Source organism: Nitrospirillum amazonense, assembly GCF_007828045.1.
Classification (GTDB): domain Bacteria; phylum Pseudomonadota; class Alphaproteobacteria; order Azospirillales; family Azospirillaceae; genus Nitrospirillum; species Nitrospirillum amazonense_C.
The window spans coordinates 137,841-154,856 of sequence record NZ_VITN01000007.1 but is presented as its reverse complement, the minus strand read 5'-3'; the positions used below and the strand labels follow the sequence as shown (position 1 = coordinate 154,856).

The 17,016-nt window shown below is 69.3% G+C and carries 1 protein-coding gene; it reads right to left on the bottom strand.

Annotation, left to right across the window (positions count from 1 at the left end; translation table 11 throughout):
* Position 1: 1 nt before the first annotated feature.
* Positions 2-16,900 (bottom strand): autotransporter-associated beta strand repeat-containing protein, encoded by a 16,899-nt coding sequence (locus FBZ89_RS31930; RefSeq protein ID WP_145750514.1) that lies wholly within the window; start codon positions 16,898-16,900, stop codon positions 2-4.
* Positions 16,901-17,016 lie beyond the last annotated feature (116 nt).

The following is a 17,016-nucleotide window of genomic DNA, read 5'->3' as shown; positions in this document are numbered from 1 at the left end:
CTCAGGCGGTCGTGGTGGTGGAAGCGTGGTGGGCGGGGAGGGCCGGGCCGTGCTGCGGGGCGGTGCCGCCGAACACGTCCAGCAAGCTGGCGAGAAGGGACACGGTGTCGTCGACGATGCCGTGGTGCGGGGTGGCGCCGAAGGTGCCGGCACCGAAGCCGACGGCCTTCTGCGCCTGGGCGGCGGCCTGAAGCTGCGCCGTCAGCGACAGCTTACCCGCCGGTGCCTTGCCGGTGCCGTTGGCGATCTTGGCGGCCAGATCCTGGGCCGCCGCGTCACGGCCGGTATAGGCGGCCAACTGTACCGGGTTCAGATCGGCGGGAACGGCGGTCGCCGGGTCATTGGCGGCATGCTGCTGCGGGGCGCGGTTCCCCGGTCCCTGCGGGCCTTGCCCGCCGGGTCCGCCGGTGCCGTTCTGCTGCTGGCCCACCGCCATGTTGAACTTGGCCTCGGCGACGTTGCCGTTACTGTCGCGCGCCGTGACGGTGATGGCGACGGTGCTGGTCTCGCCCGCCGGCGGCTGGCCGCTGAAGGTGCCGTTGGCCGGGTTGAAGGTCAGCCACGCGGGCAGCGGCTCGCCGTTGGCCTGCCGCGCTTCCAGCGTCACCTGGGGGTCGCTGCTCTGGAAGGTGCCCTGCGGCAGCTGGAAGGTCACTTGCTGGCCGGCGATGACCACTTGGTTGCCGACCTGGCTGGCCAGGGTCAACGGGGTGGTGCCGCTGGTGGCGGAGGTGATGGCGACCACGCCGGTGCCGGCGCTGATGGCGGCGGCGGAGGTGGCCGTCGTGCCGGTCGTCGCGGCCCCGGTGGTCGTGGTCGCCGTCGTGGGGGTGGGCGTCGCACTGCCCCCCGTTGTGCCGGCAGCGGTTGTGCCAGAGGTGGTTGGGGTGACGGTCGTTGAGCCAGCGGCCGTTGTGGTGGTCGTCGGCCGGCTGGTGCTGGTCGACGTGCTGCTGTCGGTCGCCAACGCCGTGATGATGCTGGTGGTGGCGGTCGACGTTGTCGTTGTGCTGGTCGCGCTGGTGCCGATGACGCTGTTTCCGCTCAGGCCCGCGCTGGGTGTGCCGCTGACGCCGGCGTTGCCCGTGCCCACCGTTTGGGTCAGGACCACGGTGGTCGTCGCGGTGCTGGTCGCGGCCACCGTGGGCGTCACGATCAAGGTGCTGGTCGACGTGGTTGTCGGTGCCGTCGTGGTTGTGGTCGTCGTTGTGGTGGTGGTCGTCGTGGCCGGGGGCTGTGGCACCACCACCGGGTTGATGGTCACGCCGATGATGCCGCTGGCCGTCTTGGCGCCGCCCACCCGGGTCGTGCCACCGTCGCTGACGGTCACGGTAATGATGTCGTTGCCGGTGGTGGCGGGGGTCAGGTTCAGGGTGGACAGGGTGGCGTTCACGTCGGCCACACTGCCGCGGACGATGACCGTGCCCGTGCCGTTGCCGGTCAGGGTGGCGGCGCCCGAGGCCGCCATGACCAGTTGCCCGTCAAAGCCGTCCTTCACCAGGACGCTGATGGTGCCGCCGATCAGGGTGTCGCTGACGCTGATGCCGGTGATGGCCTGGTTGCCGGTGGCGGACAGGTTCTGGGCGCCTGGCAAGGTCAGGACGGGCGTGTCGTTGCCGGTCAGGCTGATGGCCACCGTGCGCACGGCGGACTTCACGCCGCCGATGCGGCTGGTGCCGCCATCACTGATGGCCACCGTGAGGGTGTCGGTGTCCGTGGTTGTGGCGGTGGTGGCGTAGGTCAGGCTGGCCAGGGTGGCGTTCACGTCCGCCACGTTGCCGGTGATGGAAACCACGCCGCTGCCGTTGCCCGACACCGTGGCGCCGCCGGAGGCGGTGACCGTGACGTTGCCCTTGCCGGCCAGTAGGGCCACCGTGACCGCGTTGCCCGACAGGGTGTCGCTGACGCTGATGCCGGTGATGGCGTGGGCGTCGGTGTCGTTGTAGCTCTGGCCGCCCGGCACGGTCACCACGGGCGTGTCGTTGCCGGTCAGGCTGACCGCGATGGTCTGGACGGTGGACTTCGCCCCGCCGATGCGGGCGGTGCCGCCGTCGTCGGCGGTGACGGTGATGGTGTCGCTGCCGGTGGCCGTCGCCGTGGTGGCATAGGTCAAGCTGGCCAGGGTGGCGTTCACGTCGGCCAGGCTGCCCGTGATGGTCAGGCTGCCCGTGCCGTTGCCGGCCAGGGTGGCGGCGCCCGACGCGATGGCGGCGACATTGCCTTTAGTGGCCGTCACCGTGGCCGTGACCGAGGTGCCGGTCAGGCTGTCGCTGATGCTGACGCCCGTGATGGCGTGGGCGTTGGTGTCGTTATAGCTCTGCGCCCCGGCCACGGTCAGGACCGGGGTGTCGTTGCCCGTCAGGTTGATGGTGATGGTCTGCACGGTTGATTTGGCGCCACCGATGCGGTTGCTGCCGCCATCGCTCAGCGCCACGGTCAGGACGTCCGCGCCCGTGGTTGTGGCGGTCGTGGCATAGCTCAGCGTGGCCAGGGTGGCATTCACGTCGGCCAGGCTGCCGGTGATGGAAACCACGCCGCTGCCGCTGCCCGACACCGTGGCGCCGCCGGAGGCGGTGACGGAAATGTTGCCCTGGGTGGCGATCAGGGCGGCGGTGACGGTGCTGCCCTGCAGGCTGTCGCTGACACTGACGCCGGTGATGGCGTGGACGTTGGTGTCGGTATAGGTCTGCGTCCCGGCCACGGTCAGGACCGGCGTGTCGTTGCCGGTCAGGTTGACCGCGATGGTCTGGACGGTGGATTTGGCGCCGCCGATGCGGGCGGTGCCGCCGTCATTGACGCTGACGGTGATGGTGTCGCCGCCGGTGGCCGTCGCCGTGGTGGCGTAGGTCAGGGTGGCCAAGGTGGCGTTCACGTCGGCCAGGCTGCCGGTGATGGTGACGCTGCCCGTGCCGGCGCCGGTGACGCTGGCGGCACCGGAAGCGGTGAAGCCCAGATTGCCGCGCAGGTCCGACACGGTGGCGGTGACGGTGTTGCCTTGCAGGGTGTCGCTGATGCTCACGCCGGTGATGGCGTGGGCGCTGGTGTCGCTGTAGCTCTGCGCCCCCGCCACGGTCAGGACCGGGGTGTCGTTGCCGGTCAGGTTGACCGCGATGGTTTGGGTGGCGGACTTGGCGCCGCCGATCAGGCTGCCGCCGCCGTCATTGACGGTGACGGTGATGGTGTCGCTGCCGGTGGTGGTCGCCGTGGTGGCATAGGTCAGGCTGGCCAGGGTGGCGTTCACGTCGGCCAGACTGCCGGTGATCGTGACGCTGCCCGTGCCAGCACCGGTGACGCTGGCGGCACCCGCGGCGGTGAAGCCCAGATTGCCATGCAGATCGGAAACGGTGGCGGTGATGGTGCCGCTGTAGGTGTCGGCGACGCTGACACCGGTGATGGCATGGGCGTTGGTGTCGGTGTAGGCCTGCGCCCCGGCCACGGTCAGGACCGGCGTGTCGTTGGTGGCGATGGCCACGGCGATGGTGCCGCTGGTGGACTTCGCCCCGCCGATGCGGGCCGTGCCACCATCGTTGACGGCGACGGTGATGGTATCGCTGCCGATGGTTGACAGGGTGGTGGCGTAGGTCAAGGTGGCCAGGGTGGCGTTCACGTCGGCCAGGCTGCCGGTGATGGTGACGCTGCCCGTACCGCCGCCGGTGACGGTGGCGGACCCCGCGGCGGTGAAGCTGAGGTTGCCGTGCAGGTCGGACACGGTGGCCGTGACGGTGCCGCCCGGCAGCACGTCGGTGATGGCCACACCGGTGATGGCGTGGCCGGCCTGATCGACATAGCTCTGACCACCCGGCAGGGCCAGGGACGGCGTGTCGTTGCCGGTCAGGTTCACCGCGATGGTCTGCGTGGCCGACTTGGCCCCGCCGATCAGGCTGCCGCCGCCGTCATTGATGGTAACGGTGATGGTATCCGTTCCCGTGGCCGTCGCGGTGGTGGCGTAGCTCAGGGTGGCCAGGGTGGCGTTCACGTCGGCCAGGCTGCCGGTGATGGTGACGCTGCCCGTGCCGGCGCCAGTGACGCTGGCGGAGCCTGCGGCGGTGAAGCCCAGGTTGCCGTGCAGGTCGGACACGGTGGCGGTGACGGTGTTGCCCGCCAGGCTGTCGGTCACGCCCACGCCGGTGATGGCGTGGCTGTTGGTGTCGGTGATGCTCTGCGTGCCAGCCACGCTGATGGTGGGCGCGGCATTGCCGGTCAGGGTGACGGCGATGGTCTTGCTGTCCGACAGCGCGCCGCCGGTACCGGTGTTGCCGCCATCGTTGACACCGATGGTGATGGTGTCGCTGTCGCTGGCCGTCACCGTGGTGGTGTAGGTCAGGGTGGCCAGGGTGGCGTTCACGTCCGACAGGGTGCCGGTGATGGTGATGCTGCCCGTGCCGCTGCCGACGACGTTGGCGGAACCCGAGGCGGTGACCGCCAGGGTGCCCTTGCCGGCGCCCAGGGTCACGGTCTCGATGCCGGTTCCGGCATCGGGGTCGGCCACGCTGACGCTCAGGCCATGGCCCAAGGTGTCGGTGATGGTCTGGGCGCCCGGCACGGTCAGCACGGGCGCGTCGTTGACGGCGGTGATGGTGACCGTGCTGGTGACGGTGGCCGAGGGGGCGATGCCGTCGTTCACCTGCCAGCTGACGGTGCGGCTGGTGCGGGTGCCGCCCAGGGTCGGGTCCTGGCTGGTGGAGCTGAAGGTGACGCTGCGCAGGGCCGCCTGATAGTCGGCGACGCTGGCGCTGCCGGTCAGGGTCAGCACGCCGGTGCTGGCGTCGTAGCTGCCGCTGATGCCGTTCTGGTTGACGAAGGTCAGGACGTCGCCAGCCACCACCGTGCCGATGGTCACCGTGGCGCTGGTCAGGTTGGCGCTGGCGCTGTCGGTCAGGGTGACGGTCGTGTCGATGGCGGCGCCGGCGCCGGGCTCGGTATAGCCGCTGGTGCCGCCGGCCGTGGCCGTGGCGCCTTGGGCATCGATGCTGAGCGTGCCGTTGTTGGTGGAATAGGCGGTGGTGCCGCCGGTGGTCGTGGTGTCGGCCGTCCGCCGGGTTCCGCCGCTGGTGGCGGTGCCGGTGGTCTCATCCCAGGCCTTGAAGGTGACGGCGGCGGTTTCCACCGTGCTGCCGTTGGGGAGGTAGCGCAGCTTGGCGCTGCTGTCCAGCAGCAGGGCCCGGGTGGTGGAGACCTGGCTGGCGATGGTGTCGACATCGTTCCAGGTGGTGCCGCCGTCGGTGGAATACTGCCAGGTGCCGTTGCCGGTGAGGCCGGTGATGGCGATGCCGGACACGCCGTGCGCGTCGGGGTCGGCATAGCCGGCGCTGCTCAGGATGCCGGACACGGCGACGGCGCTGCTGGCCGCGTTGATGGGCGTGGCCGGGATGCTCGCGGTCGCCCCGCTGCCGGGCAGGGTGGGGGCGTCGTTGACCGGGGTGATGGTGACGGTGGTGCTGGCGGTCAGGGTGGCGCTGTCCGCGCCGCCGTTGGCCGTGCCGCCATTGTCCTGGACGCTGGTCAGGGTGACGGTGCGGCCGCTGCCGGCCGTGGGATCGTCGCTGAGGTTCTTGTAGGCCAGGCCATCGACCAGGGTCTGGGCGGCGGCGGTGGAGAAGTCGCCCGACTTGGTGATGGTGACGGTGGCGGTGCCGCTGGTCACCGAGACGCTGACCGAATAGCCGTTGGCCGTGGTGGTGGCGCTGTTGCCGTTGGTCAGCGCCACGCTCTGGCCGTCGATGCTCAGGGTTTCCGAGGCGCCGTCGGCCAAGCCACCCACCGTCAGGGTGATGGCGTGGACGCTCTGGCTCGCCTCACTGGTGCTGACGGTCGTGCCGCTGAACAGCGCGATGGCGTTGGCGCCCTCGACATAGTTGGGGCTGGTCGCCGGCGTGGTGGACAGGCTGGGCGCCTGGTTGACCGGGTGCAGCGTGACGGTGGTGCCGGCGGTCAGGGTGGTGGTGTCATGGCCGCTGTTCGCCGTGCCGCCGTCGTCCTGGATGGCGGTCAGGGTGACGGTGCGCCCGCTGCCGGCCGTCGGGTCGCTGCTGGTATCCTTGTAGGTCAGGCCATCGACCAGGGTCTGGGCCGCGGCGGCGGTGGCGCCGCCCGACTTGGTAATGGTGACGGTGGCGGTGCCGGAGGTCACCGAGATCGCGACGCCATAGCCGTTGGCGGTGGTGGTGATGCTGGTGCCGTCGGTCAGGGCGATGTCCTGGCCGTCGATGGACAGGACCTCTGACGTGCCATCGGCCAAGCCGCCGACGGTCAGCGTCAGGCCGCTGATCTTCTGGCCGGCCTCGATCGCGCTGATGGTGGTGCCGCTGAACAGGCTCACGGCACTGCCGCCCTCGGTGAAGACCGGGCTGCTGGCGGGGGAGGTGCTCAGGGTCGGCGCGTCGTTGACGGCGGTGATGGTGACGGTGCTGGTGACGGTGGCTGACGGGGCGATGCCGTCGTTCACCGACCAGCTGACGGTGCGGCTGGTGCGGGTGCCGCCCAGGGTCGGGTCCTGGCTGGTGGAACTGAAGGTGATGCTGCGCAGGGCCGCCTGGTAGTTGGCCAGAGTGTCGCTGCCCGTCAGGGTCAGCACGCCGGTGCTGCTGTCATAGCTGCCGGTGATGTTGGCCGTGTTGGTGAAGGACAGCACGTCGCCCGCCACCACGCTGCCGATGGTCACCGTGGCGCTGGATAGGGTGTTGGTGACGGAATCGCTGACGGTGATGGTGGTGTCGATGACGCCGGCGGTACCGGCCTCGACATAGGTGACGGACCCGCCGGCCGTCATCACCGCGCCCTGCGTTTCGACGCTGAGCGTACCGTTGTTGGCCGAGTAGGCGGTGGCGTCGCCGTTGGTGGTGGTGTCGGCTGTATGGCGCGTGCTGCCGCTGCTGGCCGTGCCGGTGGTCTCGTCCCAGGCCTTGAAGGTCAGCGTGGCGGTTTCCGCCGTGCTGCCGTCGGGCACATAGCGCAGCTGGGCGGTGCTGTTCAGCAACAGGCCGCCGCTGGTGGAAATGGTGCCGACGCCGAACCAGTTCGTGCCGTCGGTGGAATACTGCCAGGTGCCGGCGCCGGACAGCCCGGTGATGGCGATACCCGAGACGCCATGGCCGTCGACGTCGGCGTAGCCGGCGTCGCCCAAGATGCTGGAAACGGTGACCGCGGTACTGGTCGTGTTGATGGGCGTAGCCGGGATGGTGGCGGCCGCGCCGCTGCTGGGCAGGGTGGGGGCGTCATTGACCGGGGTGATGGTAACGGTGGTGCTGGCGGTCAGCGTGGTGGTGTCCGCGCCGCCATTGGCGGTGCCGCCGTTGTCCTGGATGCTGGTCAGGGTGACGGTGCGACCGCTGCCGGCGGTGGGATCCTGGCTGGTGTTCTGGTAGGTGAGGCCGTTGACCAGGGTCTGGGCGGCGGCGGCGGAGAAGTCGCCGGCCTTGGTGATGGTGACGGTGGCGGTCGTGCCGGTGACCGAGACGCTGACGGCATAGCCGTTGGCGCTGGTGGTCACGCTGGCGCCGTTGGTCAGGGTCACGGCGGTGCCGTCGATGGTCAGCACCTCCGACGTGCTGTCGGCCAGGCCGCCGACGGTCAGCGTCAGCGCGTGGATGCTCTGGCCGGCCTCCACCGTGCTGATGGTGGTGCCACTGAACAGGGATACCGCACTGCCGCCCTCGGTGAACCCGGGGGCGCTGGCCGGCGTGGTGCTCAGGGTCGGGGCGGCGTTGAGGACGCTGGCCACGATATCGTTGCCGGTGCCGCCGCTGTTGATGATCAGCGCCTTGCCGCCGCTAAGGTCCGCACGCCCGTTGCTGTCCAGATTGCCGAAGGCGGTGGTGTCGGTGGTGCCGCTGCCGGTGTTGTTGACGATGGTGAAGCTGTCGCCCAGTGCCGCCGTGTAGCCGCCAACGGCGCTCAGCGTCAGGGTACCGGTATGGCCCGAGCCGTCGTTCAGCACGACGTTGCCGCCCACGCTCAACACGTCATTGTTGCCGGAGACGCCGGCGACCTGGATTTGCAGGGCGCCGCCCAGGTTCACGTCGCCCGTGACGGTCAGGGTGCCGATGCCGTTGTTCACGCCGTCGACGCCGGGGGCCAGGGTGCCGCCGCCATAGACCCGCAGGTTGCCGCCAACGGTACCGGTGCCGGCCAGGGTGGCGCCGCTCTGAACGCTGACATCGCCGCCAACCGAACCTGTCAGCGCCAGGGCGCCCGCCTGAACGGAGGTGGTGCTGGTATAGCCGCTGCTGGTGCCCGACAGGGTGACGGTACCGGTTCCGCTTTTGAACAGGCTGCCGGAACCGCTGATGACACCGCTCAGGGTCAGGGTGTTGGCGGTGCTGATGGTGCCATCGTTGACGCCGAGGGTGAGTGCTTGGCTCAGGCTGACGTTGGTTCCGGTGACCGTGAGGGTGCCGCCATTCAGCGTCAGGGTGCTGCCGCCCAGGTTGGCGGCGGCGGCGATGCTCAGGGTGGCGTCGCGCACCGTCGTGTCGCCGGTATAGGTGTTGGTGCCGGACAGCGTGAAGGCGCCGCCGCCGTTCAGGGTCAAGTCACCCGATCCGCTGACCACGCCCGACAGGGTCAGGGCGTTGGCGGTGCTGACCGTGCCGCCGTTGGTGCTCAGGGTGACGGCGTTGGCCAGGGTAACGGTGGCGCCGGTCACGGTGAGGGTGCCGCCGTCGAGGGTCAGGGCGGCGCTGCTGATGTTGGCGGCGGCGGCGATGCTGAGGGTGCCGTTGGTGACGGTGGTGGTGCCGGTGTAGGTGTTGGCGCCGCTGAGGGCCAGCGTGCCCACGCCGTTCAGGGTCAGGTTGCGGGAACCGGAGATGACGCCGGACAGCGTGGCGCTGTTGGTGGCGCTGATGGTGCCGTTGGCGTTGAGGACGATGGCGTTGGGCAGGGTGACACTACTGCCCGTCACCTCCAGCGCGCCGCCGTTCAGGATGACGGCGCCGTTGGTGCTGCCCAGGTTGGTGCTGTTGGTGACGCTGAGGGTGCCGGCGGACACCATGGTGGCGCCCAAGGCACCGGTGGAACTGGTATAGGTGTTGGCGCCGGACAGGGTCAGCGTGCCGGCGCCGACCTTGGTCAGGCTGATGACGTGGCTGGCGTTGCTGCTGACGCCGCCGGTGATGTTGCCGGACAGGGTCAGGGCGTTGGCGTTGCTGATGATGCCGCCGCTGGCGCCCAGGATGATGTTCTTGGAAATCGTGACGTTGCTGCCGGTGACCAGCAGGCCGCCGACGCCGGTGTTGCCCATGTTCAGGGTCAGCGTGCCGGTGGTCAGGTTGGTCTGATCGGTGATGGACAGCGTGCCGTTCTGGATATTCAGGTTGGTGCTGCCGCTGCTGTTGTTGGCGGTCAGCACCAGGGCGCCGTTGCCGAAGCTGCGGGTGAGGCTGAAGGCGCCGGCCAGCGTGCCGCCCACGGTCAGGGTGGAGGCGTCGGCCACGGTGACGGTGGCGGCCGCCGACAGGGTCAGGTTGCCGGACAGGGTGGCGTTGCCGGTGGACAGGATCAGCGCGCCGCCGGAGGAGATGCCGGAGCCGGCGATGGTCAGGGCGTCGGCGATGGTCACGCCGCTGCCCAGCGACAGGGCGGCACCGCTGGCGACGGTGGTGGCGCCGCTGCTGCTGCCCAGGGCGCCGCTGCTGGCGGCCTCCAGCGTGCCGGCGCTGACCGTGGTGGTGCCGGTGTAGGTGTTGGTGCCCGACAGGGTCAGGGTGCCCGTGCCGGCCTTGGTGATGCCACCGGCGAGGCCGCCGTCCTCAAGGACGCCAGAGAAGGTGCCGCTGGTGTTGTCCCCACCCACGGTCAACGTGCCGCCGTTCAGCGTAACCGTGCCGGCGCCACTGAGCGATCCCACGGTTTCATTGCTGGCGTACAGCAACAGGGTGGCGCCCGAGGCGACCGATACGGCGCTGCTGTCGCTGATGGCGCTGCCGCTGGACACCGTGACCTGGCCGGCGTTGATGGTGGTGGCGCCGGTATAGGTGTTGGTGCCCGACAATTCCAAGGTACCGGTGCCAGCCTTGGTCAGGCCGCCGGTGCCGGTGATGGCGCCGGAGAAGATGGTGCTGGTGTTGTTGCCGCCCGCCGTCAGGATGCTGGTGCCCAGCGCGACGGTGCCGGCACCGGCCAGCGAGCCGATGGTTTCGCTGGCGGCCAGGGTCAGCGTGGCGCCGCTGGCGACGGTGACCGCGGCGGTATCGCCGATGGCGCTACCACCGCTGGCGGTTACCTTGCCGGCGCTGATGCTGAGGGCGCCGGTATAGGTGTTGGCGCCGGACAGGGTCAGGCCATCGGTGGCGCCGGTGCCGCTGCTCAGCGTCAAGGTGCCGGTGCTGCCGGAGATGACGCCCGACAGGGTGGCGGCGTTGCCGCTGGCCACCTGGATGGCGGAGCTGGCGGTGACGGCGATGTTCTTGGTGATGCTGGCGGCGCCGTTGATCAGCAGGGTGCCGCCGGCCATGGTGACGGTGCCGCTGCCCAGGCTGCCGGCACCGGCGATGCTGAGGGTGCCCGTGGTGACGGTGACGTTGGTGTAGGTGTTGGCAGTGTTGGTCAGCACCACCGAGGCGTAGGTGCCGCTGTTGACCTGGGAGGCGATGTTCAGGCTGCCGTTGCTGACCACACCGGAGAAGGTAAGGTTTTGTGAACTGCCTAGCTGGTCGTTAATGATGCGGGTGCCGCCGCCCAGGTCGACCGTGCCGGCGAAGGCCAGGGCATAGCTGCCGGCCATCACCAGATCGGCGTTCAGCACCAGGTTGTTGGCCAGGTTGTATGTACTGGGGCTCGGGTCCGTCGTGCTGCGGATCTTGCCGCCGTTGACGGTCAGGGTGCCGGTGCCCAGGGCGGTGTTGCTGGAGATGTCGAGGACGCCGCCATCCAGCGTGACGCCGCCGCTGAAGGTGTTATTGCCCGACAGCTTCAGGGCGTTGCCCGGGGTGGTGCTCTTGATATCCAGCGCGCCGGTGCCGCTGACGCCGCCGCTCAGGGTGATCTGGCCGTTGGTGACATTGATGGTACCGCCGCCGGCGTTGATGGTGACGGCGGTGGAACTGGAGACGGTGGCCGTGGATGCCAGCGTGCCACCGTTGAAGATCAGGGACGAGCTGCTGCCCAGGCTGGCCACGGCCAACGTGCCGGCCATGATCGTCGTCGTGCCGCTGTAGGTGTTGGCGGCCGACAGGGTCAGCGTGCCGGCGCCCGTTTTGGTCAGGCCGCCCGTGCTGCTGATGATGCCCGACAGGGTCAGGGCGTTGGCGTTGCTGATGGTGCCGCCATCGGCGCCCAGGGTGATGGCCTTGCTGATGGTCACGGCGGACCCGGTCACCGCCATCGTGCCGCCGTTCAGGGTCAGGGTGCCATTGGTCAAATTGGACTGACCGGCGATCGACAGGGTGCCGGTGGCGATGTTCAGGTTGGTGGCGGCGGCGCTGTTGGTGCCGCTCAGCACCAGGGTGCCGGTGCCGCTGTCCTTGTAGAGCGTAAAGGCGCCGCCCAGGGTGCCGCTAAGGGTCAAGGTGGCGTTGCTGGCCACCACGTTCATGTGCGCATCGGCCGTCAGCGTCACGTTGCCGGACACCGTGGCGCTGCCGCTATTGACGGTCACGCCGCCGTTGCCCGCGACGGACAGGTTGCCGGCGATGGTCACGCCATCGTCAAGGACCAGGGTGCCGGTGGACGTGATCGTCGTGCCGCCGCTGCCTAGGACGCCGCTGCTGGCGGCCTCCAGCGTGCCGGCGCTGATGGTGGTGGTACCGGCGTAGGTGTTGGTTCCCGACAGGATCAGGGTGCCGCTGCCCGCCGAGGTCAGATTGCCGGAACCGCTGATGACGCCGGACAGGGTCAGGGTGTTGGCGGTGCTGATGGTGCCATCGTTGACGCCGAGGGTGAGAGCCTGGCTCAGGCTGACGTTGGATCCGGTGACCGTGAGGGTGCCGCCGTTCAGCGTCAGGGTGCTGCCGCCCAGGTTGGCGGCGGCGGCGATGCTCAGGGTGGCGTCGCGCACCGTCGTGTCGCCGGTGTAGGTATTGGTGCCCGACAGCGTGATGGTGCCGCCGCCGTTCAGGGTCAGATCACCCGACCCGCTGACCACGCCCGACAGGGTCAGGGCGTTGGCGGTGCTGACCGTGCCGCCGTTGGTGCTCAGGGTGACGGCGTTGGCCAGGGTAACGGTGGCGCCGGTCACGGTGAGGGTGCCGCCGTCCAGGGTCAGCGCGGCGCTGCTGATGTTGGCTGCGGCGGCGATGCTGAGCGTACCGGCCGACACGGTGGTGGTACCGGTGTAGGTATTGGCGCCGCTGAGGGCCAGCGTGCCCGCGCCGTTCAGGGTCAGATTACGCGAGCCGGAGATGACGCCGGATAGGGTGGCGCTGTCGTCCGCGGTGATGGTGCCGTTGGCGTTGAGGACGATGGCGTTGGGCAGGGTGACACTGCTGCCCGTCACCTCCAGCGCGCCGCCGTTCAGGATGACGGCGCCCTTGATGGTGGTGCTGCCCAGGTTGGTGCTGTTGGTGACGCTGAGGGTGCCGGCGGACACCATGGTGGCGCCCAAGGCACCGGTGGAACTGGTGTAGGTGTTGGCGCCGGACAGGGTCAGCGTGCCGGCGCCGACCTTGGTCAGGCTGATGACGTGGCTGGCGTTGCTGCTGACGCCGCCGGTGATGTTGCCGGACAGGGTCAGGGCGTTTGCGTTGCTGATGATGCCGCCGCTGGCGCCCAGGATGATGTTCTTGGAAATCGTGACGTTGCTGCCGGTGACCAGCAGGCCGCCGACGCCGGTGTTGCCCATGTTCAGGGTCAGCGTGCCGGTGGTCAGGTTGGTCTGGTCGGTGATGGACAGCGTGCCGTTCTGGATATTCAGGTTGGTGCTGCCGCTGCTGTTGTTGGCGGTCAGCACCAGGGCGCCGTTGCCGAAGCTGCGGGTGAGGCTGAAGGCGCCGCTAACCGTGCCGCCCACGGTCAGGGTGGAGGCGTCGGCCACGGTGACGGTGGCAGCCGCCGACAGGGTCAGGTTGCCGGACAGGGTGGCGTTGCCGGTGGACAGGATCAGCGCGCCGCCGGAGGAGATGCCGGAGCCGGCGATGGTCAGGGCGTCGGCGATGGTCACGCCGCTGCCCAGCGACAGGGCGGCACCGCTGGCGACGGTGGTGGCGCCGCTGCTGCTGCCCAGGGCGCCGTCGCTGCTGGCCACCAGGGTGCCGGCGCTGACCGTGGTCACGCCGGTATAGGTGTTGGTGCCCGACAGGGTGAAGGTGCCCGTGCCGGCCTTGGTGATGCCACCGGGGTTGGCGCCGTCCTGGATGATACCGGAGAAGGCGCCGCTGGTGTTGTCTCCACCCAAGGTGAGGGTGCCGCCGTTCAGCGTAACCGTGCCTGAACCGCTCAGCGACCCGACCGTCTCGTTGAAGTTCTGCAGCCGGAAGGTGCCGCTGGCGCCCACCGACACGGCGGTGCTGTCCGACAGGGCGGTGCCGTTGGTGACCTGCAGCGTCCCGCCGGTGATGGTGGTGGCGCCGGTGTAGGTGCTGCTGCCCGACAGCGACAGCTGGCCCGAGCCGGTCTTGGTCAGGCCGCCGATGCCGCTGAGCACGCCGGTGAAGGTGCCGCCGGCCACCGTCAGGGTGTTGGCGCCCAGCGTGATGGACCCGGCGCCGGCGATGGAACCGACGGTCTCGTTGGCCGACAGGGCCAGGGTGGCGCCTGAGGCCACCGACACGGTATCGTTGTCGGCGATGGCGCTGCCGCCGCTGAGCGACAGGGTGCCGGCCGTGGCGGTGGCCGTGCCGGTGAAGGTGTTGGCGCCCGACAGGACCAGGGTGCCGGTACCGGCCTTGGTCAGGTTGCCGGTCAGGCCGTTGGCGGTGTCGAAATCCTGGATAATGCCGGAGAAGGTGGACGTGTTACTGCCGCCGACCGTCACCGTCAGGGTGCCGCTGTTCAGCGTCACCGTGCCGGCGCCACTCAGCGCGCCGATGGTCTCGTCGCTGCCGTTCAGGAACAGCTTGGCGCCCGTCGACACCGACACCGCACCGGCGTTGGCGATGCCGTTGCCGTTGGGCAGTTCCAGGGTGCCGGCGCTGACGGTCGTCAGGCCGGTGTAGGTGTTGGTGCCAGCCAGGCTCAGGGTCTGATCGCCGGCCTTGGTCAGGCTGCCCGAGCCGGAAATGGGGGCATTGAGCGTGAGGGAGGCGCCGGTGCCGGAAACGTTGACCGTGCCGGCCCCGGCCAGCACCATGCCGCCGGTGCTGGCTTCATCGATGGTGATGGTCTTGCCGGTGACGCTCAGCGTGTCGGTGTCGCCCAGGGTGACGTTGATGGTGCCCGTCAGGTGGATGTCGGCGTTGTCGGCCAGGTTGTCCAGATAGATGACATCGGCGCCGCTCTGGGCGGCGCCCCGCGCCAGCGCCTCACGCAGGCTGAAGCCATCGGCGGCGGCGCCGCTGCTCTGGTCGGCCGTGGTGGTGACGTAGATGGCGGAACTGGTCACCGTCACGTCGGCGTTGGTGGTGTTGCTGTTGCCGTCGTTCACAGCGAAGCGGATGGTCGTGTCGCCAAAGGGGGTGGCGTTGGCGTACTGGATCGCGTGGATCAGGGCCGCCACGTCCGCGCTGGTGGCGCTGGCCGTGAGGTTGATGGTCAGCACGCCGCCGGTGTTGGTGAAGCTCAGCGCATGGCCGTTGACCGTGACCGTGCCGCCGCTGACGCTCACGCTGTTGTCGAAGCTGAAGACGTCGTTGGCGGTGGCGTCGGCGGCCCCGGAAGTCACCCGCTTTACCACGAGGCTGCCGCCGGCCCAGCCGGCGGTGTCGTTTTCCGCGTCGCTGACGGTGACGGTGGTGCCGGCATCCAGCCGCACGGCGGTGCTGGCGTCCACCCAGGCGACGGTGTCGGTGTCCAGGTTGGTGATCACCGGGGCGGCGTTGGCTCCGGTGACGGTGATGCTGGCCGTGTCGGTGACGGAGGAGAACGCGGTGGTCCCGCCGCTGGTGGCGGTCGTCACCTTGCTGCCGGCGGTGCCGGTGGTCTGGTCCCAGGCGCGGAAGGTGACGGTTGCCGTGCCGGTGAAGCTGCTGCTGGGCGCGAAATAAAGACGGGTGCTGGCGTCCGCCTTCAACAGCAGGGCGCTGGTGCCGCTGACCGTGCCGACGCTGGTCCAGGTGCTGCCGTTGTTGGTGGTGTAATACCAGGTGCCGTTGGTCGTGTCCGTGGCGGTGATGGCCAAGCCCGTCGCCGCGCTGAAATCGGGATCAGTGACGTTGCTTATGCCGGTGCCGATGCCCACCAATGCCGACACCAGCGTGCCGACGGACCCCGTGGGGGTGCTGGCGACGGTATTCATTTCCGAGGTCAGGGCCGGTGACTTGCTGGCGTCCAGGGTCGGCGCGTCGTTGATCGAGGTGACGGTGATCTTGGACGTGCTGTCGGCCGTGCCGGTGGTGGTGTTGTCCTTCGGCGTCAAGGTGAAGGTCGTCACCTTGGTCGCCCCCGCCGCGACCTGATTGGCGGTGGGCGTGAAGACCAGGGCGCGCAGGTTCGTCTGCAGCGTCGCGGTACTGCTGGCGGTCAGGGTGTAGTGCGTGCCGTCCGTGCTGGTCAGGCCGGTGCCGGTCAGCGTGCCGTTGTTGGCGTCCAGCGTGATGTCGATGCTGTAGCTGGTGGCGCCGCTGCTGCTGTCGGTAAAGCTGACGCCGCTGAAGGGCGTGGCCGTGGCGGTGTCGTTCGCGGTGCTGGTATGCGTGCCGCTCAGCGTCGGAAGATCTTGGCACTGCGACACGTCCGTCCGCGCGAGGAAGGCCGCGAGGGAGGTAGTGTAATACTTCGTGCTGTTGGAATCCCATTGACCGGGCTGGCCGGGGGTCGACCAGAAATAGACGCCCTTGTGGGTGCTGTCGAAGTGCGCGTTATAAGCGCCGATGTTGACGCCGTTATGGTAGATGAAGGCGTAGCCTTGCGACGACAGCGTACCCGCGGTGCAGCCCAGGCAGTGGTCGATGTTCTCCATGCCGGTCACGGTGAAGGGCAGCACAGTGTCGATGGCGGCGCCCGTCGTGTACTCCAGCACCCAATCGCCGCCCAGCGCGGCGGGGCCGGTGCGGTCGGTGGAGGCGGCGACATCGATGTCGTTGCCCAGATAGCGGGCGAAATCATCAACGAACTGCTTACCGGTGTCCGTGGCGGCGACGGAACAACCCAGCAGCAGGAAGTCGCCGCCGGTTTTCATGGAGGCGCCGATGGCCGCCAGGTCGCTGGCGCGGCTGGCCAGGTCGCCATCGGTCAGCACGTGGTTGCCGCCCAGGATGAGGCCGCCGTCGCCGCCCTCGGTCACCAGGACGATGGTGTCCAGGTTCTTGTAGCCGGACAGCGCCTCGGCGATGCCATGGACCGTACGCTGGCCTTCGCCCAGCAGAATGACCGGCACGGACGGATCCATGCCGGCGATCAGGGTCTGGTAGTCCGCGACACTGGTGTCGACGATGACCACCTCATGCACGGTGGACGTGGTCGTCGTCGTGGGGGTGACCGTGGCGGCGGTGCTGGTGTCGGCGACCTTGGAGGTTTCCGTGGTGGCGGTCTTCGCGGTGTCGCCGGTCTTCGCCGTATCGGTGGTGGCGCCGGCCGTCGGGCTGGCCACCGAAGAGGTGGTGGCCGCCTTGGCGCCGCTGTCCGTGGCGCTTGTATCGATCGCCGTTGCCGCGGCGGCCTTGGCGGCCGCGTCCAGCAGGGCCGCATGTGCGACCGTATCGGCGTGCGTATCCACCGTGGCCGTCGTCGCCGTCTTGGTCACCGCCGCCGCCGTGGCGGCCGCGGCGGCGTCAAACATCATGCGCGGTTCGAGGGCCAGACGCAGGGCGCGCGGGGCGTTCTTGCGGGCCTGGGTCGTCTTGGCCGGGGGGCGTGAACCGTCGGGCATGGCGTGCACTCACCAATTGGAATAGGCGGTCTCGGGAGAATGTACCCGGAAGATAGGGTTTTTCTTTACAGAAAACCCGTCCATCGCTGCAACAGCTCCCCCATAGCGCTTAAATC

Bases quoted from the DNA above. Each gene is read 5' to 3' on its own strand.
- FBZ89_RS31930 (WP_145750514.1), bottom strand. From the start codon at position 16,900: ATGCCCGACGGTTCACGCCCCCCGGCCAAGACGACCCAGGCCCGCAAG.